Origin of the sequence: Nitrospirillum karajorum, assembly GCF_036348415.1 — a bacterium.
Lineage (GTDB): Bacteria > Pseudomonadota > Alphaproteobacteria > Azospirillales > Azospirillaceae > Nitrospirillum > Nitrospirillum amazonense_B.
Genome location: NZ_JAZBQB010000004.1, coordinates 222,045 through 246,601 on the forward strand (window position 1 = coordinate 222,045; position 24,557 = coordinate 246,601).

The 24,557-nt window shown below is 66.1% G+C and carries 19 protein-coding genes; 7 read left to right on the forward strand and 12 right to left on the reverse strand.

Annotated features, from left to right (window positions below):
• Window positions 1-23 precede the first annotated feature (23 nt).
• Window positions 24-395 carry a response regulator transcription factor gene (locus UCD39_RS26800; RefSeq protein WP_145733364.1) on the forward strand — a complete coding sequence of 124 codons (372 nt, stop codon included), beginning with the start codon at window positions 24-26 and terminating at the stop codon, window positions 393-395.
• Window positions 396-687: 292 nt separating this feature from the next.
• The gene (locus UCD39_RS26805; RefSeq protein WP_330498670.1) at window positions 688-1,317 is read left to right on the forward strand and encodes a response regulator transcription factor; all 630 of its coding nucleotides are present in this window, start codon (window positions 688-690) and stop codon (window positions 1,315-1,317) included.
• A 232-nt stretch (window positions 1,318-1,549) separates the two neighbouring features.
• Here UCD39_RS26805 and UCD39_RS26810 read toward each other — a convergent pair whose 3' ends face one another.
• The 6 genes from UCD39_RS26810 to UCD39_RS26835 all read right to left on the reverse strand — a co-directional run bounded on the left by UCD39_RS26810 (window position 1,550) and on the right by UCD39_RS26835 (window position 10,175).
• Window positions 1,550-2,881: a cytochrome c gene (locus UCD39_RS26810; protein WP_330498671.1), complete on the reverse strand. Its 1,332-nt coding sequence runs from the start codon at window positions 2,879-2,881 to the stop codon at window positions 1,550-1,552.
• Window positions 2,881-5,055 carry a xanthine dehydrogenase family protein molybdopterin-binding subunit gene (locus UCD39_RS26815; RefSeq protein ID WP_330498672.1) on the reverse strand — a complete coding sequence of 725 codons (2,175 nt, stop codon included), beginning with the start codon at window positions 5,053-5,055 and terminating at the stop codon, window positions 2,881-2,883. The genes UCD39_RS26810 and UCD39_RS26815 overlap by 1 nt, the downstream gene beginning before the upstream one ends.
• Before the next feature lie 9 nt (window positions 5,056-5,064).
• A complete protein-coding gene (locus UCD39_RS26820) occupies window positions 5,065-5,520 on the reverse strand; it encodes a (2Fe-2S)-binding protein (protein WP_145733357.1) in 456 nt (151 codons plus the stop codon).
• Window positions 5,521-5,697: 177 nt separating this feature from the next.
• Window positions 5,698-7,737: an ATP-binding protein gene (locus UCD39_RS26825; protein ID WP_330498673.1), complete on the reverse strand. Its 2,040-nt coding sequence runs from the start codon at window positions 7,735-7,737 to the stop codon at window positions 5,698-5,700.
• Window positions 7,738-7,816: 79 nt separating this feature from the next.
• Complete coding sequence (glf, locus tag UCD39_RS26830) at window positions 7,817-8,965, reverse strand: UDP-galactopyranose mutase (protein WP_330498674.1); 1,149 nt, start codon at window positions 8,963-8,965, stop codon at window positions 7,817-7,819.
• Window positions 8,958-10,175: a glycosyltransferase family 1 protein gene (locus UCD39_RS26835; RefSeq protein ID WP_330498675.1), complete on the reverse strand. Its 1,218-nt coding sequence runs from the start codon at window positions 10,173-10,175 to the stop codon at window positions 8,958-8,960. Before UCD39_RS26835 ends, glf begins: the two co-directional genes overlap by 8 nt.
• Window positions 10,176-10,452: 277 nt before the next feature.
• Between UCD39_RS26835 and UCD39_RS26840 the strand changes: the two genes are divergently transcribed.
• Together UCD39_RS26840 and UCD39_RS26845 are read left to right on the forward strand one after the other, a co-directional pair.
• The gene (locus UCD39_RS26840; protein ID WP_330498676.1) at window positions 10,453-11,649 is read left to right on the forward strand and encodes a beta-glucosidase; all 1,197 of its coding nucleotides are present in this window, start codon (window positions 10,453-10,455) and stop codon (window positions 11,647-11,649) included.
• Window positions 11,642-13,498 (forward strand): ABC transporter ATP-binding protein, encoded by a 1,857-nt coding sequence (locus UCD39_RS26845; RefSeq protein WP_330498677.1) that lies wholly within the window; start codon window positions 11,642-11,644, stop codon window positions 13,496-13,498. The genes UCD39_RS26840 and UCD39_RS26845 overlap by 8 nt, the downstream gene beginning before the upstream one ends.
• 11 nt (window positions 13,499-13,509) lie before the next feature.
• Here the strand turns inward: UCD39_RS26845 and UCD39_RS26850 are convergent, their stop codons facing one another.
• Complete coding sequence (locus tag UCD39_RS26850) at window positions 13,510-15,411, reverse strand: hybrid sensor histidine kinase/response regulator (protein WP_330498678.1); 1,902 nt, start codon at window positions 15,409-15,411, stop codon at window positions 13,510-13,512.
• A 322-nt stretch (window positions 15,412-15,733) separates the two neighbouring features.
• Window positions 15,734-16,243, reverse strand: coding sequence for a ferritin-like domain-containing protein (locus tag UCD39_RS26855; RefSeq protein ID WP_330498679.1), 510 nt, complete (start codon window positions 16,241-16,243; stop codon window positions 15,734-15,736).
• Window positions 16,244-16,535: 292 nt separating this feature from the next.
• On the opposite strand from UCD39_RS26855, the gene UCD39_RS26860 reads away from it, so the two are divergent.
• Both UCD39_RS26860 and UCD39_RS26865 read left to right on the forward strand, forming a co-directional pair.
• Window positions 16,536-17,429 (forward strand): manganese catalase family protein, encoded by an 894-nt coding sequence (locus UCD39_RS26860; protein WP_330498680.1) that lies wholly within the window; start codon window positions 16,536-16,538, stop codon window positions 17,427-17,429.
• 103 nt (window positions 17,430-17,532) lie between these two features.
• Window positions 17,533-18,579 carry a patatin-like phospholipase family protein gene (locus UCD39_RS26865; protein ID WP_330498681.1) on the forward strand — a complete coding sequence of 349 codons (1,047 nt, stop codon included), beginning with the start codon at window positions 17,533-17,535 and terminating at the stop codon, window positions 18,577-18,579.
• Between the two features lie 35 nt (window positions 18,580-18,614).
• On the opposite strand, the gene UCD39_RS26870 is transcribed toward UCD39_RS26865, so the two are convergent.
• The 3 genes from UCD39_RS26870 to UCD39_RS26880 form a co-directional block, all read right to left on the reverse strand.
• Complete coding sequence (locus UCD39_RS26870) at window positions 18,615-19,907, reverse strand: MFS transporter (protein WP_330498682.1); 1,293 nt, start codon at window positions 19,905-19,907, stop codon at window positions 18,615-18,617.
• A gap of 189 nt (window positions 19,908-20,096) precedes the next feature.
• Window positions 20,097-21,107, reverse strand: coding sequence for an IS30 family transposase (locus UCD39_RS26875; RefSeq protein WP_330498683.1), 1,011 nt, complete (start codon window positions 21,105-21,107; stop codon window positions 20,097-20,099).
• 125 nt (window positions 21,108-21,232) lie between these two features.
• A complete protein-coding gene (locus UCD39_RS26880; protein WP_442943531.1) occupies window positions 21,233-22,612 on the reverse strand; it encodes an ISNCY family transposase in 1,380 nt (459 codons plus the stop codon).
• 259 nt (window positions 22,613-22,871) lie between these two features.
• Between UCD39_RS26880 and UCD39_RS26885 the strand changes: the two genes are divergently transcribed.
• A complete protein-coding gene (locus UCD39_RS26885; protein WP_330498684.1) occupies window positions 22,872-23,609 on the forward strand; it encodes a class I SAM-dependent methyltransferase in 738 nt (245 codons plus the stop codon).
• Window positions 23,610-23,700: 91 nt separating this feature from the next.
• Here UCD39_RS26885 and UCD39_RS26890 read toward each other — a convergent pair whose 3' ends face one another.
• Window positions 23,701-24,438, reverse strand: a complete 738-nt coding sequence (locus UCD39_RS26890; protein ID WP_330498685.1) for a cysteine hydrolase family protein — start codon at window positions 24,436-24,438, stop codon at window positions 23,701-23,703.
• Between the last annotated feature and the right edge of the window lie 119 nt (window positions 24,439-24,557).

Here is a 24,557-nt window from a genome sequence, read left to right on the forward strand (position 1 = left end):
CAGGATGAGTGAAAGCGACCGGGATGACCGCTGAGAAGGCTGTTGCTGTGATTGACGACGACGCGTCCGTCCGGACAAGTCTGGAGGACCTGTTGCAGTCCTTCGGCTACGCCACGATGGCGTTCGCGTCGGCGGAGGAGTTCCTGGCATCGGACCTGGGGCTGGTCGACTGCGTCATATCCGACATCCAGATGCCTGGCATGTCCGGGCTGGAAATCCAGCCGCTGTTGCGCAAGCGGGACGTGACGTGCGCCGTCATTCTCCTGACGGCGTTCCCCAGCGAACAGGTCCGCACCCGCGCGCGCAAGCTGAACGTCCACGATTTCTTTGAAAAGCCCTGCAATCCCGAGGCGCTGATCGCCAGCGTCGAACGGGCACTGGCGCCTTCGGCCTGACCCCACGGGCCTCCGCGGGAATAAACAAAGCGCGTCCCGCACCGATTGGGTGATCGGTTGCTGAAATAAGATTCCACCTCTCTCCACTATATCGGACGAGTGGATCACAGTTCGTTACCTAGCCGGCCGATATGAACACTATGCCGCCTCAGGACATGCTCGGTGCTTTTTGCGATCATGGGCAGCCTGTGTTACGGTAACGGTCGATTGTTAAGGAATGGTCATGGCTGCGGGAACCCCGCTCCCGTGTCATCCGTCTCCTGTTCCCCCCTCGACGCGACACACCACCTCCATGACCAAGATCGAGTACGTTGAGGACGCGCCCTTTGTTTACGTCGTCGATGATGATGAGGATGTGCGCGGCGGCGTGACCGATCTGTTCCGGTCCGTCGGCCTTAACGTGAAGAACTATCCCTCAACCCGGGATTTTCTCGCCGATACCTTGCCGGACCGGCCCAGTTGCCTGGTGCTGGACGTGCGCTTGCCGGGGGAAAGCGGACTGGAATTTCAGAGCCGCCTGAACGCGACCGGAGCCCGGCTGCCCATCATCTTCATCTCCGGCCATGCCGACGTTCCCATGTCGGTGCAGGCGATGAAGTCAGGCGCCGTGGACTTCCTGCCCAAGCCGTTCCGGGAGCAGGAGCTGCTGGACGCCGTGTCCGGCGCCTTGCGCGTGGACGCCCAGCGGCGGCGGGAGGAACGGGACTTGGACGAGCTGCGCCAACTGGCCGCCCAACTCACCCCCCGTGAGGTGGAGGTGCTGAAGGCGGTGGACCGGGGCCTGCTGAACAAGCAGATCGCGTTTGAGATGGGCATCGCCGAAATCACTGTGAAAATGCACCGCAGCAGCGCCTTCCGCAAACTGAAGGCCCGCAGCGTCGCCGACATGATCCAAAAGGTCCGGCGCTTGGCTTTGAAGTAATACCAAGGAGCGATGATTTCCATTCATCGCTCCTTGGTATCGGCGGCGACTGCCGCCGCGCGCCATAAGGCGCGGAAGCCAAGCCGCCGGATGGCGGCGCCGGCGATTGAGGGCGATGGGCCTGGCCATAGGTCAGGATATCGCTACTTGGTATAAGTCCTCTCCAGGCGCCGCATCATGAAGCATCGGCGGGGGACCGGCTGGGGTGTCCAGCCGGCCTTGCATCGCTGCGTCAGTCGGCCCGCAGGCGGGCGACGTCCCGGGCGGTGATCGTCGACGCGACGGCACCGAACCGGGCGGTGACGTAATTGGCCACGGCGGCGATTTCCTCATCCGAGTAGGCGCCGGCGAAGCCGGGCATGTAGGGGCGCCCCGCCACCTGCGGGCCAGAGCCTTTCAGGATCATCAGGGCGACGTTGGCGGCGCTGGGGTCGTTCACCGCCCGCTTGGCCGTCAGTTGCGCCTCGGCCGAATTGACGCCGGCACCGCTCCAGGCATGGCAGCTGGCACAGGCCCCTTCGAACATGCGCTTGCCGTCGATGGCGCCTGCCACGGCGGCGCCATGGTCACGCGGCGCGGGGCCGGCGGGGGCCGGCAGGTCGGTGTGCACCGCCGGCACGCTTTGTAGATAGGTTCGGATGGCCACGATATCGGACGGGACCAGCTTGGAGAAGCTCAGCTCGACCGCCTCCCGCATGGGGCCGGAGGCGACGCTGCGGCCCTTGGCATGTCCCTGCGCCAGATAGGCATCGATCTCCGGCGCCGACCAGGCGCCGATGCCGCTGGTTTGGTCCGGGGTGACGTTATAGGCGTTCCAGCCCTCCGCTTGGCCGCCGGCGAACTTGTGCCGGGTATCCATCGCCTGGAACAGGGTGCGGGGGGTATGGCATTCACCGCAGTGGGCGGCGCCTTCGACCAGATAGGCGCCGCGGTTCCACTCGGGCCCCCGGTCGGCCACGGGCTCGAACCGATGGCCGGGGTTGAAGAATGCCCCCCAGACCGCCATCAGCCAGCGCTGGTTGAAGGGGAAAGCGAAGGTGTCGGGCAGGTTCGCCTGACGCACCGGCGCCAGGGAGAACAGATAGGCCTTGATGGCCAGCACGTCCTCATCCGTCATCAGGGTGTAGGAGGCGTAGGGGAAGGCCGGGTAAAGATGCCGCCCGCCCGGCGCCACCCCCTTATGCACCGCCTTCAGGAAGTCCGCGTCCGTCCAGCGACCGATGCCGGTTTCGGCATCTGGCGTGATGTTGGGGGTGTACAGCGTGCCAAAGGGCAACTTGAACGGCCGGCCGCCGGCATAGGGGGTTCCCCCCTCCGCCGTATGACAGGCCTGGCAGTCGGCGGCGGCCGTCAGATAGGCGCCCCGCTCCAGCAGGGCGGCGTTCGCCAGTTCCTTGGGGACACCGGTGGGCGAGGGGCCCTTGTAGTCCGCCAGCGAGACCCGCGTCCCCTTGGCGAAATCCAAGGGGCCGGGCAGGAAGACCGCATGGGCGAGAACCGCGGCGCCGGCGGCGACAACGATCCCGGCGGCGATCAGCGCCCTTCTTTTCGTGGTTCCACGCATCAGGTCCGCCCCCCCTTGGCAAGCAACGTCTGATCGATGGGCATGCGAGTCAGCTGCACCCCGGTGGCGGCATAGATGGCATTGGCCACGGCGGGCTGCACCGTGGTGGTTCCAGGCTCGCCGATGCCGCCGGGTGCCTCGGTGGAGGGGACCAGATGCACCTCGACCGCCGGCATCTCATCGATGCGGACGACACGGTAATCGTGGAAATTGCTCTGCTGCACCCGGCCCTTCTCGAACGTGATGCGGCCGTGGAGCGCCGCCGACAGGCCGAAGACCAAGCCGCCCTGGATTTGGGAGATCACGCCATCCGGGTTCACCACCATGCCGCAATCGACGGCGGTGACCAGGCGGCGCACCCGTATCGCGCCGTCATCGCCCACCGCCACCTCGGCGATGGTCGAGAGGAAGCTGCCGAAGACCGTTTGCAGGCAAATGCCCCGGCCCACCCGCTCGCCCGCCTTGGCAGCCAGGGGGGTACCCCAGCCGGCCTGCGCCGCCGCCGTGTTCAGCACCTGCAAGGCCCGTGGGTTGGCGGTCAGCAGGGCGCGGCGGAAGTCCAGCGGGTCGTTCTTGGCTTCACGCGCCAGTCGGTCGATGAAGCTTTCGACGCTGAAGATGTTGTTATTGGGTCCCACGCCGCGCCAGAAGCAGGTGGGCACGCCTTGCGGCTCATGGCGCACATAGTCGACATGGAAGCCGCCGACGGCGTAGGGCTGGTCGGCGGCGCCGTCGATGGCGTCGATGTCGACGCCGCCACTGAACGCAGGGGGCAGCCAGCGGGCGATGACGGCGGGGCCCACGACCTTGTGGCGCCAGGCCACCGGCTTGCCGTTTTCCAGGCGGGCCGACAGCCAGCTGCCGTAGGTGGAGCGGTACATCGCCTTCTGGATGTCCTCCTCCCGCGTCCACACCACCTTGACCGGACCATCGACGTGGGCGGCGATGCGCACCGCCTTGTCCACCATATCCACCTCCAGCCGCCGGCCAAAGCCGCCGCCCAGCAGGTGGTTGTGTATGGTCACCTGGTCGGGTTTGAGGCCCGCGGCCTGGGCCGCCTTGGCCTGGGCCATGGTCATCACCTGGGTGCCGATCCAGATCTCACAGGCGCCCGGCCGCAGGTGCACCGTGCAATTCATCGGCTCCATGGGGGCGTGCGCCAGGAAGGGCAGCTCATAGCTGGCGCTGATCACCCCGGCGTCGCCTGGGTGGGCGTCCGCGCCCTCGCTTTTGACAGGCACACCCGGCTGCTTCGCCGCTTCGTGCATCGCCGCACGCAGGCTTTCCGTCGAAAGCGTCGCGTTCGGCCCCTCGTCCCACTCGATGACCAGCTTGTCCAGGCCCTTCTTGGCGGCCCACATGTGGTCCCCGACCACGGCCACCAAATCCTCCAGCACCACCACCTGACGGACACCGGCCACGGCCCGCGCCTGGGTGTCGTCAACGCGCCGGATCTTGCCGCCGGGCACGGGGCAGCTGGACAGGGTGGCGACTTTCACACCCGGCGGCAGGGCGTCGATGCCATACTTGGCCGTGCCGTTGCCCTTGGCCTCGATATCCAGGCGGGTCTGCGTCTTGCCCAACAGGCGGAAGGTCTTCGGATCTTTCAGCGGCGGATCTGATGGCGGGGTCATCTGGGACGCCGCCGCGGCCAGCGCGCCGTAAGGCAGGGACCGGCCGCTGGGGGCATGCCGGACGATGCCGTCCTGGGTTTCGCACGCCGCCGGCTCCACCTGCCAGCGCTTGGCCGCCGCCTGCACCAGCATCGCCCGCGCCGCCGCGCCGGCTTTGCGCATGGGCGTCCAATAGGCGCGGACGGAGGTGGAGCCCCCGGTGGCTTGCACCTTGAAGATCGGGTTGCCGTAAAGCGCGTCGCTGGGCGGCGCCGCTTCCAGCCGGACGGCGGCCAACGGCAAATCCAGCTCCTCCGCGATGAGCATGGTCATGGCGGTATAGATGCCCTGGCCCATTTCCACCTGGGGCATGATCAGGGTCGCGGCGCCATCGTTGGCAATGCGGATGAAGGCGTCGGGCGCGAAAACGGCGGGGGCATCCTCGCGCGCCACGGCCAAACGGCCCAGGGGCAGATCCACGGCCAGTAGCAGGCCGCCATAGGCCAAGCCGCGCAGCAGGTCGCGGCGCGAGGCGCCAGAGGGAGAGGAGTGCATGTCCATCAACTCACCTCAGGCTTGAGACGCGGCGCGCTTCACGCCGTCGCGGATGCGGACATAGGTGCCGCAGCGGCAGATGTTTCCCGCCATGGCGGCGTCGATATCGGCGTCCGTGGGCGCCGGCGTCTGCGTCAGCAGTGCCGCGGCGGCCATGATCTGGCCCGACTGGCAGTAGCCGCACTGCGCCACCTGAAGATCCATCCACGCCTTCTGCACCTTGGCGCCGGCGGGGGTGGCGCCGATGCCTTCAATGGTGACGACGGGCATGTCGCCCACATCACCCACGGCCAACTGGCAGGAACGCACGGGCGTGCCGTCCACATGCACGGTGCAGGCGCCGCACTGGGCGACGCCGCAGCCGAACTTGGTGCCCGTCATGCCCAAGACATCCCGCAATACCCACAGCAGCGGCGTGTCCTGCTCCACCTCCACATCGTGGACGGTGCCGTTGATGGAAATCTTGATCATGGAATTCCCCGTTCTGGCGGTAGCTGATGCCGCTGCGCGCCCTGAAGCGCATATCGCTTCGCAGACTCAACTGTTACCCAAGGGTTGGACCTTGGGCATTCATACCGTGGTATGGGTGCCGCCGGGGGTGCGATGTCGTTGCGTAAAAGGCGGAGGATGCGGGGGAGGCCGCGGGTATCAGTCCACCGCCACGGGCAGGCGGATCTGGAAACGCGCCCCGCCCGCCGGAAGACTGCTGGCCGACAACTGACCACCGTGCCGCTGGACGATGGATCGGCAGACCGACAGGCCGATCCCCATGCCGTGGCTCTTGGTGGAGTGGAAACTCTCGAACACACGCTCCAAATCGCCCGATGGTATGCCGGGTCCGTTGTCGTCGATCGTGGCGGTGACCCAGTCGCCATCGGCCCGCAGGGTAACGGTGATGGCGCGGTCCGCCGTATCACTCTGGACCAGCGCCTGATGCGCGTTCAGCAGGATGTTGAACACCACCTGCTGCAGCTGGACCCTGTCCCCCTCCACCACGCACGGGGCCTTGCCAGCGTCGATGCAGACGGCCACACGGGCATGCTCCAGCTCATGGGACAGGAAGGCCACGGTATCGCGCGCCAGCTTGGCGATATCGACCGGCTCGGTCTGGAAGGGGGCCCTCACGGCCATGTCACGGATGCGGCTGACGATGGCTGTGGCCCGGTCCACGCTGTCCATGATCTTGCCGACCAGGTCCCGTACCACCGGCACATCCACGACATCGCGCGACAGCCACCGCTTCACCGCCTCCCCCCGGGAGGAGATGGCGCTCAGGGGCTGCGCCACCTCATGGGCCAGCGACGCCGTCAGCTCACCCAGGATGGCTACCCGCGCCGCATGGGCCAACTCCGCCTGCATGGCCTGCATCGCGCTACGCGCCGCCTCCTGCCGGGAAATGTCGATCAAGCCGACATAGGCGATGTTCTGGCTGCGCAATTCCGGCGGCACGACGTTGAACCAGAGGCAGGGCACCAGGCTGCCGTCCAGACGGCCGATCAGGTGTTCTCCCTGATAGGTGCTGTGGCCGCCAAAGCTGGCGGTCATGGACTCACGCAGGCCGCGCATATGATGCGGCGTGGTGACCCAGCGGATGGGGCCCAGCAACGCGTCCTTGGACGTGGCGCGCATCAGGGTCAGCGCGCTGGCGTTCGCGTCGACGCAGAGGATTTCCGACTTGGCCTGCTCCAGGAAGTCGGGATTCTGGTCAATATGGGCGCCAAGATCGACGACGCCTTGCTCACGCAAGGCCGCGTAGGTGCGGTTTATGGCGGCGGTGTCGAAGCGGAAGAAGGCGACACCGCTCGCTTCGAACAGCATTCGCAACCGGTTCTCGCTGCGCGCCAACTCGGCCAGCGCCTTTTTCTGGTCATCGATGTCGATCACGCCGATGATGACCCGCCCCGAAGGTACCGTTTCGGACGGGAAGGCGGTGGTGAACAGGCATTCGAACGTCGTGCCGTCGACACGGGCCAGCCTGACCTCGGCGACGTAGCTGGGGTCGCGTCGCATCCCCCTCAGCAGGCCGGTGGTGAAATGGACCAGGCTCTCGTCCGGCCAGTAGGGCCGAATGTCGGCGAAGTCGCTCTGCTCCCGCCCGCCGAACAGTTCCATCGTTCGCTGGTTGACGGCGATCACCCTGACCTGCCGTTGCAGCCAACGGACGTAATCGGGGTTCGCCGCGAAGTAGGCGGCCATGTCGGTCACGCCCTCGGCCATCTTCTGGCGTACGGCCATCGCCGCCGCGCGGAAGTCCATATCCCAGAAGGAAACGGCCAGGGCATGAAACAGGTTGGTGTTGCGGACGCTCACGTCTTCCAAAGTCGCCAGGGTCGCCCGCGCCGCCGTGACATCGCGGGCCGCATCCATGAAAAGACCGCCGTCCAGGCGGCTGATGCTGACCTCAAGGATCAGCATGGTGCCTTCAGCGCCGCGCCGATGCACGTCCCCCCGCCACACGCCGCCGCCAGCCAGGGCGCCGTCGATTTCCTTCCGCGCCGCCTCATCCTGCGGTCCCAGTACATCCGTTGCCATGCGCCCTTGGGCCGCGTCCGCCACAATGCCGTAAAGCCGCTCCGCCGCCGGGTTCAGGGCCAGCAGCCGCCCCGCCTCATCGTACAGGACAACGGCGTCGTTCAGTCCCTGCAGCAGGGAGGGGAGCAGGGGCGGGAGGGGCGTCGGGTCGGGCAAGGCGGCCAATCATCGGGCGGGGTCGGTATGGCCGCAGCCAATGCGCGATGGGGATGATTGTCAAGCCCGCGCGCCACCTTTAACCACCACCCGCCAATTCCAGCACAGCGGCCGATGCCCCCCGCCCGCGTGGCAGCCGCTCCTCGATCCGCCGGAACGTGGCCAGGGCCTGGGCCACCACCTGGTCCATGTTGTAATACCGATATGTCGCCAGGCGGCCGACGAACCAAGTATCGGGCGTCGCGTCGGCCATGGCCTCGTACCGCTTGTAAAGCGCCTGGTTCTCCGGTCTCGGGACGGGATAGTAGGGGTCGCCCACATCGCTCGGGTACTCGTAGGTCAGGGCCGTCTTGGGATGGTCCTGACCGGTCAGGTGCTTGTACTCCGTCACCCGGGTATAGGCCTGGTCCTGGGGATGGTTCACCACCGCCGCCGGCTGGTGCCAGGGCCGGTCCACGGTCACATGATCAAACCGCAGCGACCGATAGGGCAGGGGGCCGTGGCAATAGCCGAAGAACTCATCGATCTGCCCGGTGTAGATCAGGCGCTTGTAAGGAACCACGTCCTGGATGTCGGCGTAATCCGTCTGCAGCATGATCTTGATGTTGGGATGGCGCAGCATGCGTTCGAACAGGCGCGTGTATCCGTCGCGCGGCATGGCCTGGAAGCTGTCGGTGAAGTAGCGGTCGTCAGTGTTGGTGCGGGTGGGCACGCGGGCGGTAACGGACTTGTCCAACTGGCTGGGGTCCAGGCCCCATTGCTTGCGGGTGTAGCCGCGGAAGAACTTCTCATACAGTTCCCGCCCCACGGCGCTGACCACCACATCCTCCGACGTCTGGATGGGCGCCACCGGTTCCGCCCTGGCCCGCAGGAAGGCGGCGGCCTCCTCATCGTTGGTGAGGGACAGGCCGTAGAGGATGTTGAGGGTGGTGCGGTTGATGGGGATGGGTACCAGCTTGCCATCCACCGACGCCAGCACGCGGTGGCTGTAGTCCCGCCAATCGGTGAAGGCGGAAAGATAGTCGACAACCTGAGCGTTGTTGGTGTGGAAGATGTGCGGCCCGTATTCATGGATCAGCAGGCCGTCGGTGGTGTGGCGGTCATAGGCATTGCCCGCGACGTGTGGCCGCCGGTCGATCAGCAGCACACGCTCGTCGCGCTGGCTCGCCAGGCGCTCGGCCAGCACGCTGCCGGCGAAGCCGGCGCCAACGATCAGCCAATCAAACATGGGCGGGCTCCGCGACAGCGCTTGCCACCACGCCACGCCGGGTCGGCTGGGCAGGGGACGCGGCCCGCCCCTGGGCCTTGGCCCCGGCGACCCCTTGGATCAGTCCCCGCATGGCGGCCCAGGTCCTGTCCCAAGATGACAAGGAAAGTTGACGTTTTACCGCCGCTTGCCACAGATCCCGCGGCTGCGTCAGCAATCCGTCCAGCTGCCGGGCCATGTCGAGGGCGTTGTCCGCGATCTTGACCAGATCCTTGGCGCCGTAGGGCGTCACCACGTCGGTAATGGGCGTGGAAACCACCGGCACCCCCGCCGCCAGGAACTCGGGCGTCTTGGTCGGGCTGATGAAGCGCGTGGCCTCATTCAAGGCGAAGGGCATGAATCCCGCGTCCCAGCCGGCCAGATAGCCGGGCAGCGCGTCATAGCTCTTGGGGCCCAGCCAATGCAGGTTGGGCCGCCGGGGCAGGCCGGCGGGGTCGATCTTGACCACGGGTCCCAGGATAATGAACTGCCAGTCGGGGCGCAGGTCGGCCAGTTCCCCCACCAGATCTCGGTTCATGCGCTCATCGATCACACCGAAGAAGCCGACGCGCGGATGGGAAATATCGGCCTGGTCCGCCGGCTCGTCCCCGTCATGACTCCGGGCCCGGGCGAAGTGCGCGGCGTCGATGCTGGACGGGAAGGGATGAACGCTGTGATGGCGGTGGCGCTTGGCGGCATACAGGCTCATGCCCCCGGTGAAGACCAGATCCGCCTTGGCGAACAGGGCGTTCTCCTGCGCCAACAGCCGGGGTGAGGCGCCCAGGAAGGCGGACAACTCATCCATGTTGTCGTAGACCGTGACGGCGGCCGGAAGATCGGCGCTGAAGTCCACCGCGGCGGGCGTGTAATACCACAGCACGCGACACGAGGGGTCCCGACCGGCCAGCAGCGCATGGATCAACTGGCTGAGATGGAAGCTCAGGGCATCGCCCTCCAGGCCCTGCGGCAGCAACGGCACGACCACTAAAACGCCGTCCGGACGCGGCGAGATGTCCAGCCGGGGCGAAGCGGCGCCATCGCCATCGGGCGCCACGAAAACCGGTTCCTCGACAAACAACACGCGATACTGCTTGGCGGCCCGGCTCAGCAGGTGCTGCGGGCGCTGGCGCACGAAATCCCACCGCAAATGAGAAAAGCAGACCAGGTCGGCCGGATGCGCCGGGTCGGGCATGATCGAGTCAAGGCATGGGCTGAGTGCCCTTGCGTCTTGCATGGCATTACTCCTGCCGCCGGGTTTCCGGGGCTGCGCTGGTGGGGAGGGTTGATCCAGAGGCGAGGGCGCCGTCGGGGGCTCTGGGGGGTAAGTGCAGAAGGGAGTGAAAGTTCCGGAGCGCCCTGCCAATGCTCCCGCCCCTGAAAATGCCTTCCGCTAAAAACGCCTTTTGGGATTGAACTTACCGGCCTCTCGGGGATTACCCCGGCTGAACCGCGGCAACCTTGGGGCTGACATGGACGTGCTGGATGACGTGCAGGATCGGGATCTGTTCCAAAGCTTCTTTTGGGGCGGCTTTGAATGTTCGACCCATCGCCGTACGGACGGGCGCCGCTTGGACCTGCTTTCCGCCACCGGCCACGACCGGCATGCCGAAGCGGACTATCGATTGCTGGCCGCCGCCGGCATTCACACCGTGCGGGAGGGGGTGCGCTGGCATCGGATAGAAGCCATCCCCGGCCGGTTCGACTGGTCCAGTCTGCTGCCCATGGTCCGAGCGGCACGGGTGACCGGCATGCAGGTGGTTTGGGATCTGTGCCATTACGGCTGGCCCGACGGGCTGGATATCTGGTCGCCGGACTTCGTCGGTCGCTTCGCCCGCTTCGCCGCCGCCACGGCCCGGCTTATCGGCGCTGAAAGCGATACGGCGCCCGTCTTCTGCCCGATGAACGAGATCTCTTTCCTGGCGTGGGCCGGCGGGGACATGGGCTACATGAACCCGTTCGGGAATGGCGAGGGCGATCGCCTCAAATGCCTGCTGGTCCAGGCCGCCATCGCGGCGGTGGATGCGGTGCGGGCGGTCGATCCCCGGGCCCGGTTCGTCTATGCCGAGCCCGCCATCAACGTCGCCGCCGGGGCGCCGGCGGCGGAGGAGCAGGCGGCGGCGCAGAGCTACCACCTGTCGCAGTTCCAGGCCTACGACATGCTGAGCGGCCGCCTGCGGCCGGATCTGGGCGGGGGGGCCGGCTATCTGGACATCGTCGGCGTGAACTTCTATCCCCATAACCAGTGGTATCTGGGCGGCGCCACCATCCCCTTCGGGCGCCACGATTACCGCCCCTTGCATGAATTGCTGGTGGAGTTCCATGGCCGCTACGGCCGGCCCATGGTCGTCTCGGAAACCGGGGCGGAGGGCAGCGCCCGGGCGGCCTGGCTGCATTACGTCACCGCGGAGGTGCGCCAGGCGCAGGCCCTGGGTGTCCCCGTTCATGGCGTCTGCCTTTATCCCGTGCTGGATTATCCGGGGTGGGACAACGACCGGCCCTGCGACGTGGGGCTGCTGACCACGCGCGATGCCGATGGTCGCTGCGGCCTTCATCGCCCGCTGTTCGAAGAGCTTCTGGCGCAACGGATGCGCCTGTCCCAGGCGACGCCGGTGCCTCGGGCCGATAGCGCCTGGGGGGCAGCGAAGGGGATTTTAAGCCATGGCTAAGCCACCGGCCGAGGCCGACGCCGATCTGCCGCCGCACCTGACGGCGCCGTGGCGTTTCATCCGCCATTACCTGCGTGAGTGGGAAGGGCACTTTCTGGGCCTGGCCCTGCTGGTGACCGCCGCCGCGTCCTGTGCCGTGGCGGTACAGTACGCCATGAAGCTGTTGATCGACACGATGGCCGCCGGCCAGCCAGAGGGTGGTGGCGTCACGGCCGGGGTGTGGCGCTCGCTCGCCTTGTTCATCGGCCTGATCGGGGCCGAAAGCGTCCTCTGGCGGTTGACCGGCTGGCTGGGCTGCCGCACCACCATCGGGGTCGGCGTCCACATGCGCCTGGATCTGTTCGCCCACCTCAGCAGCCTGCCCATGCGCTATTTCACGGAAAACCTGGCGGGCTCGCTGGGTCAGCGCATCACCGCGACCGCCGGCAATTTCGGCGCGCTGTGCAACACCGTCATCTGGCGGGTGGCGCCGCCGTGCGTGGATTTCCTGGGCGCGGTGGTGGTGTTCTCCACCATCGACTGGCGCATGGCGGCGGCCCTGGCCGTGTTCGTCGTGGCCGTCACCACGGGCTTGATCCTGTTCGGCCAGGGGGGGCAGCCCCTACACCGCGCCTATGCCGCCCGCGCCGGTGAGGTGGCGGGCGCCTTGACCGACGTCATTTCCAACATGTGGGCGGTGAAGGCGTTTTCCGCCCGCCGACGGGAATATGACCGACTGGCCGCCAGTTTCCGGGACGAGGCGGCAGTGCAGCAGTCCAGCTGGATGCACATGGAAAAAACCCGGATGCTGTATGACATGGTGTTGTGGCTCATGGCCGGCGCCATGCTGTGCTGGGTGCTGTTCCGCTGGGGCCAAAAGGGCGTGACCACGGGCGACGTGGTGATCGTCAGCGCGCTGACCTTCCGCATCCTGCATGGCGCGCGCGATCTGGCCCTGGCCTTGGTCGACGTGGTCCAACACGTCGGCCATATCGAGGATACCCTCCGCGTCATCGGGCTGCGGCCCACGATCGCGGACGACCCGGCCAGCGTGGCCTTCGACCCCTGGGCCGATCCCGGCTCGGTGGAGTTGCGGGGCGTCGCCTTCACCTATGGCATCTCGCAGACACCGTCGGAAAGCGAGGGGGACGGCGCACCCCGCCCCCCTTCCCGGGCGGAGACGTTGCAGGACCTGACAGTGCGCATCCCCGCCGGTCAAAAGGTCGCGGTGGTGGGGCCGTCCGGCGCCGGCAAATCGACGCTGGTCGCCCTGTTGCAGCGCCTCTACGATGTCCAGGACGGCGAACTGCTAATCAGCAACCACGCCGTGGCCGCCATCCGCCAGGACGATCTGCGCGCGGCGCTGGCCGTGGTGCCGCAGGAGATCACGCTGTTCCACCGGACGATCCTGGAGAACATCCGCTTCGGTCGCCCCGACGCGACGGAGGAGGAAATCCACGCAGCCGCCCGCGCCGCCAACTGCCACGACTTCATCCTCTCCCTGCCGGACGGGTACGGGACGCTGGTGGGCGAACGCGGCACCAAGCTGTCGGGCGGGCAGCGGCAGCGCATCGGCATCGCCCGCGCCTTCCTGAAAGATTCCCCCATCCTGATCCTGGACGAGGCGACATCGGCCCTGGACACGGAGTCAGAATTGAAAATCCAACGTTCCCTGGTGAAGCGCATGGCCAACCGCACGGTCATCGCCGTGGCGCATCGGTTGTCCACCGTCGCCGCCTTCGACCGCATCCTGGTCATGCAGGACGGCCGCATCGTGGAGGACGGAACCGCGGCGGACTTGCGCCGCCGGGGCGGCCTGTTCGCCCGCATGTGGCGCTTGCAGGCGGAAGGACTGTCAGCGGCCGAGTAAGCCCCCGACGATCAGGGCTGGGCGGGGTGCGCCAGCGCCTCCTTGATGGCGCGGGTAAGATCCTCGATGCGGTAGGGCTTGGCGAGTACGGGAAAGCCCTGCTGCACCGCAGGTTCCTCGCTGTAGCCGGTGGACAGGATAACCGGCAGATCCGGATGGCGCCGACGGATTTCACGGGCCAGGGTCAAGCCATTCACCGCACCCGGCATCACGATGTCGCTGAACACCAGGTCGTAGGCGCCACCGCGGTCCATCAGGTCCAGCGCCTCCTGACCGCTGCCGACATGAGTCACGCAATAGCCCAGTTCCTCCAGCGCGGTGGTGATCACTGGCCCGAGGACAGCATCGTCCTCCGCCATCAGGATGCGCGCGCTGCCGCCTTGCGGTTCGGTTCGCGCGGCCTCCGAAGGCCGCTGTGCCGCCCGGGTGGTGCGGGGCAGCGACAACGATACCGTGGTGCCCTTGCCCGGACGGCTACTCAGCCGGGCCTCTCCCCCGGACTGGCGGGCAAAACCGTAGACCTGAGAGAGGCCCAGGCCCGTGCCCTTGCCCAAGGGCTTCGTCGTGAAAAAGGGATCAAAGGCGCGGCTGGCCACCTCGGGCGCCATGCCCATGCCCGTATCGCCCACCTCTATTTCCACCATATCCCCCCGACGACCCGCATCCGGAACATTGCGGACGCCCAAGGTCAAGGTGCCGCCGTTCGGCATGGCGTCCCTGGCGTTGGCCGCCAGGTTCAGCAGTGCGACCTCCAACTGCACCGGATCGGTTTCCACCGGCCACAGATCGGCGGGCAGCGTCGCCTTCACCTCGATATCGCCACGCACCACCTGCCGGATCAGGCCAAGGCAGCCGGGCAGGACGTCACCCAGGTCGACCGCCTCCAGGTCCATGGGCCGCTGGCGGGAAAAGGTCATGAGTTGCTGGATCAGGGTCCGGCCGCGATCCACCGCCTGCAGTCCCCCTTCCAGCAGACGATGGCGGCGTGACGGGTCCATCGGGTTGCGCGCCAACATCTCCAGGCAACCGGATATGGCCTGAAGCAGGTTGTTGAAGTCATGGGCCAAGCCCCCGGTCAACTGGCCGATGGCTTCCATCTTCTGGGAATGGCGCAGGCGTTCCTCCCATTCCCGGCGCTCGGTGATGTCGCGGGTGATCTTGGCGAACCCGATCAGCTTGCCCGCCGGGTCGCGGATGGGGTCGATAATGACATGGGCCCAGAAGCGGGAACCGTCCTTGCGCACGCGCCACCCCTCGCGCTCAAAGCGGCCCTCGGCCTCGGCGATGGCCAGCGCCCGGCCCGGCAGGTTGTCGGCGCGATCCTCCTCGGTATAAAAGCGCGAGAAGTGTTCGCCGATGATTTCCTCGCGGCTGTAGCCCTTGATGCGCTGCGCGCCGGTGTTCCAGTTGGTCACATGCCCCGTGGGATCCAGCATGTAGATGGCATAGTCGGTGACCCCCTGGACCAGCAGGCGGAACCGCTGCTCACTGTCATGCAGCGCCTGCCGCGCCAGGCGCCGTTCCGAGATGTCCCGCGTGATCTTGGCGAACCCCACCAAATCCCCGGCGGCGTCCCGCACCGCTTCAATCACCACGCTGGCCCAGAAGCGGGTGCCATCCTTGCGGACACGCCATCCCTCCGCCTCGAACCGGCCGTCAGCCCCGGCGATGGCCAATGCCCGCTCGGGCACGCCGGCCTTGCGGTCGTCCTCGGTGTAGAAGAGGGAGAAGTGCTGGCCCAGGATCTCGTTCGTTTCATAGCCCTTGAACCGCTCTGCGCCAGCGTTCCAACTGCTCACGAAACCATTCGGGTCCAGCATGTAGATGGCATAGTCGCTAATGCCATCCACGAGAAGCTGGAAGCGCTGTTCAGCGCCAACCAGGTCTCCGTGAACCGGATCTTGAGTACTCACCGATGTCCTCACAGTGCGAAAACATATGCCCCATCCTGCTCATCTTCATGGCCCATCATGGTTAGGGCGAAGGGCAGGGGTTTGATGGCACCCATTTGCGGGTGCGGGATGGCCCAGAGCCTTTGATTAGAAGAGGCTCTGATTGAACTGTTTGGCCAATAAAGATGCATCTAGTATACCGCATATAAAATAAAAGCCGGCAATTTGCTTTATCCCTGCATGCCTATTCCAAAAGGGCCAATGCCGGCTGGCGGCGGCCATGTCACGATCGGTGCCTTCGTCACTGCATGGCCGCCGCCCTGGGGTCGATCCTGCCGCAGCGCTACCGCTTGCCGCCTTCCTCCAGCACCTCGTCGCGTGCGAGGAACTTCTTGGTCAGGGCGGGCAGGTGCTCCACCAGCCAGGCCGCCATGGCCTTTTCCTCCTGAAGGCTCTGTTCACACAAATCGCGGGTTTCGGCATCACCGACCGCCTCGGCGGCGGCAATCAGGATGGTGTAGGAGGCAATCTCCATATTCTCGAAAGCGTAGCTGGCCAAAGCGCCTTTGACGATTTCGTCATCCACGAACATGCCGCTCAACCCCTGGCCGAAAGCTGTGGCCCGGCCGGCGAGGTCCTTGATGGCCGAGGTGTCGCCCCCGATGCGCTCCAGGCAGCGTTCCAGGCGCTGGGCCTGGGTGCGGGTTTCGGCGATGTGCTGCTGCAACCTGTCCCGCACGGGCGGGTAGTTCTCAATGCGCTCACACAGGGCGGTCATCATCGTTTCCGCCTGCTGCTCCATGGCGTGGGCATCGCGCAGCCAATCAACCAGATGTTCCTCGTTCGTGGCCATGGCCAATGCTCCTTGCTTGAGGGTCGACGCCCGCCATCGCTGAAAACCGCGTCGGGTGAAAACCGCGTCGAGGCGCCGCGCAAACAAGCCGCCACGTCAGAAGCGGTTCCCTGAAAGCCAATCAAACGCGTGAATTATTAAATTTATCTGTGACGGAGACGCAAAATACCAAGTCAAGCGGAGCTTAAGCTCCGCCATAATCTTAAATACCTGGAACAATACCAGACATGCGGCCTTTAGTTCCGCGAGAGCGACAGGATGTTCATTTGGCGACACCATCAGGAGGACGACGATGTTCATGCATAACAAGCGCCTGCAATACACGGTCCGCGTGTCGGAGCCCAACCCCGTCCTGGCCAGCTTCATGCTGGAACAGTTCGGCGGACCACAGGGCGAACTGGCCGCGGCCATGCGCTATTTCACGCAGGCGCTGGGCGAAACAGACCCGGGCCGCAAGGACATGCTGTTCGATATCGCGACCGAGGAACTGAGCCATCTGGAGATCATTGGCAGCATCGTCGCCATGCTCAACAAAGGCATCAAGGGCGACCTGGCCGAGGCCAACATGGCGGAGGCGGATCTCTACGCCGCTCTTAACCAGGGCGGTGACAGCCATACCCAATCACTGCTGTATGGCGGTGGCCCGTCATTGACCAATTCATCCGGCGTTCCCTGGACGGCGGCCTATATCGACAGCATTGGCGACCCCACCTGTGATCTGCGGTCCAACATCGCGGCGGAAAGCCGCGCCAAGATCGTCTATGAGCGCCTGATCAACATCACCGACGACACCGGCATCAAGGACGCGCTGACCTTCCTGATGACCCGGGAGATCGCGCACCAGAAATCGTTCGAGAAGGCGCTGTACGCCATCGAGCCGAACTTCCCGCCCGGCAAGTTGCCCGGCAAGCCGGAATTCGCCGACCTCTACGTCAATACCTCGCAAGGCGAGGGGGACGCCGAGGGTCCGTGGAACGCCGGCGGCAGGTGGCAACGGCTGGACGACGTGGCGGGCAGCCTTCCCTTGGACGGCGGCGCCGGGTTGCCCTCGGTCACCTTGACCGAAGCGCAGCAGCAGGCCGCCGAGGCCCTGATGGCGCGCACCATGTCCAATCCGGAGAGCGACCCCATCACGGGTGCGGAACTGGGCTCCGGCCAGGTCATCGAGGATCTGGCCGACGCCTGACGTCGCTGAGGCGGGAACCCCCGACGACACCCCTCCCGCCCAACTTTGCCACGCCGGCCACCCGCGCCGGCGTGGTCTTTTTTTTCAAGTGGTGGGTGAGACCATGGTGGACACGACTGTCCTTGTCCTGGGTGGCGGCAACGCGCTGGGCGCGTATCACGGCGGGGTTTACGAAGCCCTGTGCGAAGCCGACATCCAGCCGGACTGGATCGTCGGCGCCTCCATCGGCGCCATCACCGGCGCCTTGATCGCCGGCAACGCGCCGGAGCATCGGCTGCCGCGGCTGCGGCGTTACTGGGAACTGGCCTGCGACCGTGACCTATCCTGGGGGGTGCCGGCCTGGGCGGACGATTGGCCCTGGGGCGTCGTGCCATGGTGGCGCGACCATGAAAACGAGGCGCACGCGCTGCGCTCGCTGCTGGCCGGCAAGCCGGGCTTCTTCACGCCGCGCTTTCCCGGCCTGCTGACCATCCTACCGGCCCTGCCGAACGACATGGCGTTGCTGGACCACCGCCCGATGGCGGCGACGCTGCGGGGCCTTGTGGATATGGATCGTCTTCAGGGCGGCGCCATCCGGCTGACGGTGGGGTGCCTCGACGTCACGACGGGGGAGGAGGTGTATTTCGACAGCACCACGACGCCGCTGACCTGGGACCATTTGCTGGCCAGCACGGCGGCCATGCCCCTGTTCCCGCCCATCAAGGTTGGCGAACATCTGCTGTGCGACCTGGTCCACCGCAACAACATGCCGTTGGACAGGCCGATTTTGGAGAAGGCGGAGGGCGACCTGCTGTGCTTCGCCAGCGAGCTTTTCGCCATCGGCGGCCCCGCGCCCTCGGACATGGCGGGGACGCTGGCGCGCTGCCAGGACCTGCAATGCGCCAGCCATGCCCAGCGATCGTTGGCCACGCTGCGCCGGGAGTATGATGTGCGCCGCCGTGCCGGCCTTCCCGGCAGCTTGACCCTGGTCCACGTCGCCCACCGTGCCCCCACTCACGAGAAAGCCGGCAAGAGCCTGAATTTCTCCGCGCGGTCCATCGCCGAACGTTGGCAAGCCGGCCGCGACGACATGCGCGGCGCGTTGGAGCGGTGGCGGGCGCAATCGCCAACGGAACGCTTCACCTATGTGACGGCACCGACGTCACCATGAACGGACACCTTTGGGATGATCGGTCGATCCAGTGCTCAGGATCGGCGGGGCCTCGTCTCGGGCGCGCGTGCGATGACCGGCAGCACCACGAGCGCCACCAGGGCGATCATGGCGCCGGGCACCAGCGCCCACCCGGTGGCGGTCAGCAGGGCCTGGGCCAGGAACGGGGTCAGTCCGCCAAACAGGGCGGTGGCCCCGGTAGCCCCCAGCGCCAGGCCCGTCAGCCGACCTTCGCCGGGAAACTGCTCCGCCGTCGCCACCGCGCCGACCGCGCTGACGCTCCCCGCGACCGCCGCCAGCAACACCGCCCCGCATAAGGCTTGTACGGTGGAGTTGCCCGACATCAGCCAGAACAGGGGCAGGGGCAACAGGGCGCTGGCGAGGGCCAGGCCGATCAGGACGGGCTTGCGGCCCACACGGTCCGACAAGGTCCCGACCAGAGGCGTGACCGCGATCACCACCCCGGCCGCGACGGTGGACAGCCAGAGCGCCGCGCCTTCACTCAACGATCCCGCTGAGGTCAGGAAGGCGGGCACATAGGTGATGCCGACGTAATAGGTGATGGAGCCCAGCGCAGAAATCGCGAAAGAGCGGAAAATCCCCGCCCGGTGATGCGCCAGGGCATGACGCAACGGCCGGGCCGGCACGGCACCCGACGCCTGTTGGCGCTCGAAGTCCGGGGATTCCCGCATGGTGGACCGGGCGACCCAAACAAGTCCAGCCAAGGCCGCGCCGACGAGGAAAGGGATGCGCCAGCCCCAGGACGTCAATGCCGCCGGGGACAGTCCGTGGACGGTCAAGGCGGAAACACCCACGGCCAACAGGCCGCCGACCTCGCTGGCCGCAGACGCGCAGGATGTGACCAACCCCCGCCGCCGCGGATCGGCCCCCTCCATCAAATAGGCCACCACGCCGGTATATTCTCCGCCAACCGAGAAACTCATGACGCAGCGGAGCAGCAAAAGCAGCCCTCCCGCCGCGATACCGATGCTGTCGAAGGTCGGCAACAAGGCGGTGGCCAACATGGCGAAGCTCATCAGCGCCATGGACAGCAGCATCATGGGGCGGCGCCCGACGCGGTCCCCGACATGCCCGAAGACCACAGCGCCCAGCGGGCGCAACAGATAAGCGATGGCGAACCCGGCCAGGGCGGTGATCAGCGAAGCTGGCTGACCACCAAAAAAGAGGCGGGCCAACACCGGAGCGAAGTAAAGGTACAGGGTGAAGTCATACCATTCCACCACGGTGGAAAGTGCCGCGACCACCATGGACCCGCGATGGGCGTTGGCGGGGACGGGGGGATCAGACTGTCGACGAACCACCAGCATTCTCCCACCGCCACCCCATGGGCACCAGCCCAGGTGGCACCGCCAACGACAATGCGGAAGAACGCCTGGAACCGGGAAGCTATTTAGCGCTAGGGGGGCCGACATTCCGGCCGGCACCATCCAACCGGAAGACTGACAGTTTAACTTTGCGGGTGGGCTCAAGTCGAAGTGCGACATGGCTTTTTCATCCTAACCAACCGCCCCAAGTTCCGCGAGCTTGGCGTGGAAGACCTCCGCTGGCGTTCGGTAGTTAAGGCATCGGCGAGGCGTCGCATTGAGGCGCTCGCACAGAGCCGACAGCGCGCCGGGGGATCGATCCCCCGGCGCGCTGTCGAGCGGCAGATGTCGCCGGACCCGGCCGTTGGCGTTCTCCACGCCGCCCTTCTGCCAAGGACTGTGCGGATCGCAGAAGTAACAGTCCGCAGGAACAGCCCGATAGCCCATGAACTCGGTACCGCGATCAAAGGTGATGGTTTGCCGGGCGGGCGCGGGCAGGGACGTCAGGAGAGCCGATAGACTGGCCGCCAACGGCCCAGCCCGGCGATCCTCATTGGCTTGCAGGATGAGATAGCGGCTCTGGCGCTCCTGCAAAGAAGTCACGTTGGCTTTACCGAATGCCCTGGCAAACAGAACCAGGTCGCATTCCCAATGGCCGAACTCACTGCGATCCGCCACGCTGGCAGGCCGGGCGGTAATCCAACGCTCCGGCGGGATCGCACCCTGGCGGGGCTTGCGGCCCCGCAGTCGGCGTCGGCGATGCCTGGCCATCGCTAGAAGGGCAAACAGACCGTCGCGCCGGCCTTCGGCACTGTAAACATACCTGTAGATGGTCTCATGAGAAACACAGCCGACAGCCTCCGGCTCCACCTTCAGCCGCCCAGCGATCTGTTCCGGCGACCAGCCCGCACGAAGCTTCGACAGCACGTGGGCCAGAAGCGCCGGATTACGGGCCAGCTTGGCACAGCCATACCGCCGACGGCCCGCCGCCCGATGCGCCGCCACGCAATAGTAGCCACGATAGCCATGGCCCCAGCGGTCTCGCTCCGCCGTGTGGTAGAAGTGACGCGCAATCTCCCGATAGACCGTCGACCGGTGCCGACCCAGCGTCGAGGCCAGGGCCGCAACCGAGAGACCGGCAGCAAGACCGGCTTCAATCAGCCGACGTTCCGACAAATCCAGGTGAGAGTAGTGAGACCCCATCTGCGACCTCCTGTCCAACTCACTGAGAACGTTGGAAAGTCGCACTTCGTTTTTGAGTCCACCCCCGCCTACAAACGGTGTTTCAACCGGATAGAAGTGTCAGGGTGTCCCGCAAAGTAGAACTGTCAGTGCTGGGGGTGGGCGGGGAGCGGAGCCGAAGGCGCAGCGGACCGGCCACCCCCAACACGCAGCGACGTCGAGCCCCTCTTGCGACCCGGCTTTCCCCCCGTCTTGGCGTAACCGATGCGCTCGCTGTGGGTCTGCACCTGGGGCGCAAGCCTGGTGTCCTGCATCGTCTTAATCTCTGCCAGAACCGCCGACAGCCGCTTGTTCTCAACCACCGCCCCCAGGCTCACCCGCTGGCTCTTGTCGAACTCGGTGTAGGGCAGGGCAACGCCCTGCCAGCGGAACTCCACCCGGCCGTCGGCAAAGGCGTAGCTGTCCACATACTGCCCCACCAACCCCCGCGTCACCGCCGTCTCTTCCAGCATCACCCGCCGGCGCTCATACGACAGCGTCAGCTGCCGCCCCACATATCGCCGCTCCCGCCAGCACAGGATGTCCCCCAACCGCTCAGCCAAAGCCCCCAGCGGCCGGTGCAAATCCTCCGGCCGGGCAGGGACCACGGCAAACTGGGCATTGAAGCGTTCCATGAACCCTTCCAGGAAAGCGTTGCCAACCGCCATATCGCTGATCCCGGCAAGCCGCAGCTCCTTCACCAGCCGATCCTGCAGCGTCCGGTTCACCCGCTCAACCCGGCCCTTCGCCTGGCTGGAGTTCGCGCACAAAACCTCAATCCCCAGTTCCGCCATGGCCCGCCCGAACTGCGTCAGGCCCTGACCTGTCCGCGCCTCCGTCTTCGCCACCCGGAAAACCGTGTGCTTGTCGGAATAAAACGCCAACGGCCGACCATGCCGAACCAGGTACCCCTCCAACGCCGCGAAGTAGCTGAACGCGCTCTCCGACGCCACAAACCGCAACTGCATCAGCCGACCCGTCGCGTCATCGATGAACACAAGCAAGCTGCACGGCCCAGCACGGTCCTCAAACCACCGGTGCTCACTGCCATCGATCTGTATCAGCTCCCCCAGGCATTCCCGCCGCAGGCGAGGGCGGTGGAACTGCCGCCGCTGCGCTCGTGACCGCCACAGCCCAGCCGACGCCATCCAACCCCGCAGCGTCTCCCGCGACACCTCCAGCCCATGACGCTCCGCCAGCTTCTCCGCCGCCAGCGTCGGACCAAAATCCCCGTAATGCCGCTGCACCAGTTCCAGCGCCAGCTCCCGAACCCCACCATCCAGACGATGGTTCGACGGGCGACCGCGCGCCTGGTGCACCAACGCGCCGCCGCCACCATCCCGATACCGCCGCAGCAAGCGCCATACCTGCCGCTCGCTCAAGCCCAGAACAACCGCAGCGGACGACGCCGTCAGACGGCCGCCAACCACATCCCCAAGAACCTCCACCCGCCGAACTTCCCGATCGCTCATCACCACCCAGCCCATCACCAACCTCCCAGCCGGCACCACCCAACCAGGAGACTGACACTTCTACTTTGCTCTGGTCTGACAGTTTAACTTTGCGCCTACAAACAGAAAACCGATAATCATAATTATGGAAATAAATATTTGGGCCTTTCGTAATTCCGGGCGATGGCTGGCGGGGCTTGCGGACACAGTAGGTGCTGGACGGAAACCCCACTTGCGCTATGTTGTGACTGAATTGTCAATTCCTGATAGTTCCCAGGCAGCAGCGGAGGAAAGCATGGATCGGCTCTTTCCCTATGGTCTCGACGCGCCGCCCGTCGTCCGCAATTTGTTGCTGGGCTCGTTTTTCTGCGGGGCGCTGTTCGCGCTAGACCTCATCGGGATTCTACCGATCCACGTCAATGGCCTCATCTGGCCCACCTTGTCGATGGGCGCCGGCGCGATCGCCATGATCTGGTCGAGCGCCCGCGGCAAGATCCGGGAGCGTGAGATCATCCTCGACCGCATCGACTGGCGCGGTGACGAGCGGGTGATCGATATCGGCTGCGGGCGCGGCTTGTTCACCGTCGCGGCGGCCCGCCGCGTGCCGCGGGGCCATGTGGTCGGTATCGACATCTGGCAGGCGGAGGACCTTTCCGGCAATGGCCCCGGCGCGGTCATCATGAACGCCGCGCGCGAAGGCGTCTCCGGCCGCGTCGAATGCCGCAGCGCCGACATGCGGGAGATCCCCTTCCCGGACAACAGCTTCGATGTCGCCATCTCATCAGCGGCCATCCACAACCTCTATGAGGCTGCGGATCGCGCCCGCGCGATCCGCGAAATCGCCCGCGTTCTCGCACCGGACGGCCGTCTGGTGATCAGCGATATCCGGCATTTGTCCGATTATGCGCGGTTAGCGCGCGAAGCCGGCATCGCAACCGTCATTTCGCGCAGCATCGGGGATCAGATCTGGCGCTTCGGCAGCTTCGGCTTTCTGGCACCAGGGCTGGTGCTAGGCCGTAAAGGCCCCGAATGAGGCGGCCGCATCCGAAGCCGACCCCATCACTCCCGGTATTGGCTGCGGATGTCCGCCGACATGAGCAATCGGCGGACATCCACACGCCGGGTCACACCGCCGCTTGGGCCGCGTTCAGGCGGGCGATGGTCTCGTCCGTGGTCCACAAGCCGCTGGCCAGCCATCTGAAGTTGGTCAAGGCCGCCAGATAGCCGTCGCCCTCCGGCACCTTGCTGGCGGCCGTCGCATCCCGCACCACCACGACCTCGAAGCCATGCTCCACAAAGTCCCGCAAATGGGATTCCACGCAGAAGTTCGCAGCCATGCCCGCCAGGATGACCTGGTCCACCCGATGCTTGCGCAACTGGAACAACACGTCGTTGGTCTGCGGCCCCGCGATCTTGTGCGGGGAACAGACGATGGTCCGCCCATCCTCGATCAGGGATTTGTATTCCGGCATCCAGTCGGCACCGGACCCCGCGAAGCCCTCCAATGACAGGGGATCGCGCCGGTCGAACATGCGCATCTTGTGCATCAGCGCCTCGCCCGGCGCCGCGAAGTCCCAGTGGTGATCATGCGGGTAATAATAATGCGGGGAAATCACGACGGGCAGGTCTACCGCCTTGGCGGCGGCCATCAGCCGGCCCAGGTTGGGCACGGTGCCGATCTCGGTGATGTTCTCGCCAAAGGCGCCCCAGGCGGCACCGTGCGGGCTCAAGAAGTCGATCTGCGGATCGGTGACGACCAGGGCCGCCCGGCGCAGGTCCAGGGTCACCGGGGTGGCGGGAAGCACGGGGTTTTCCGGGTCGGCATACAGCGGGTTCGGCTTGCGGCTGGTGGCGTCGGACATGTCGTTGGCTCCGGATCGGTAGGAGGCGGCCTCGTGGGCCGGCCGCACTTTCCGCCCAGTCAGGTCCGGGGGCTTGTCCTGGGTGGCAGGATTTGCACGAAACGGTACACATATCGCCC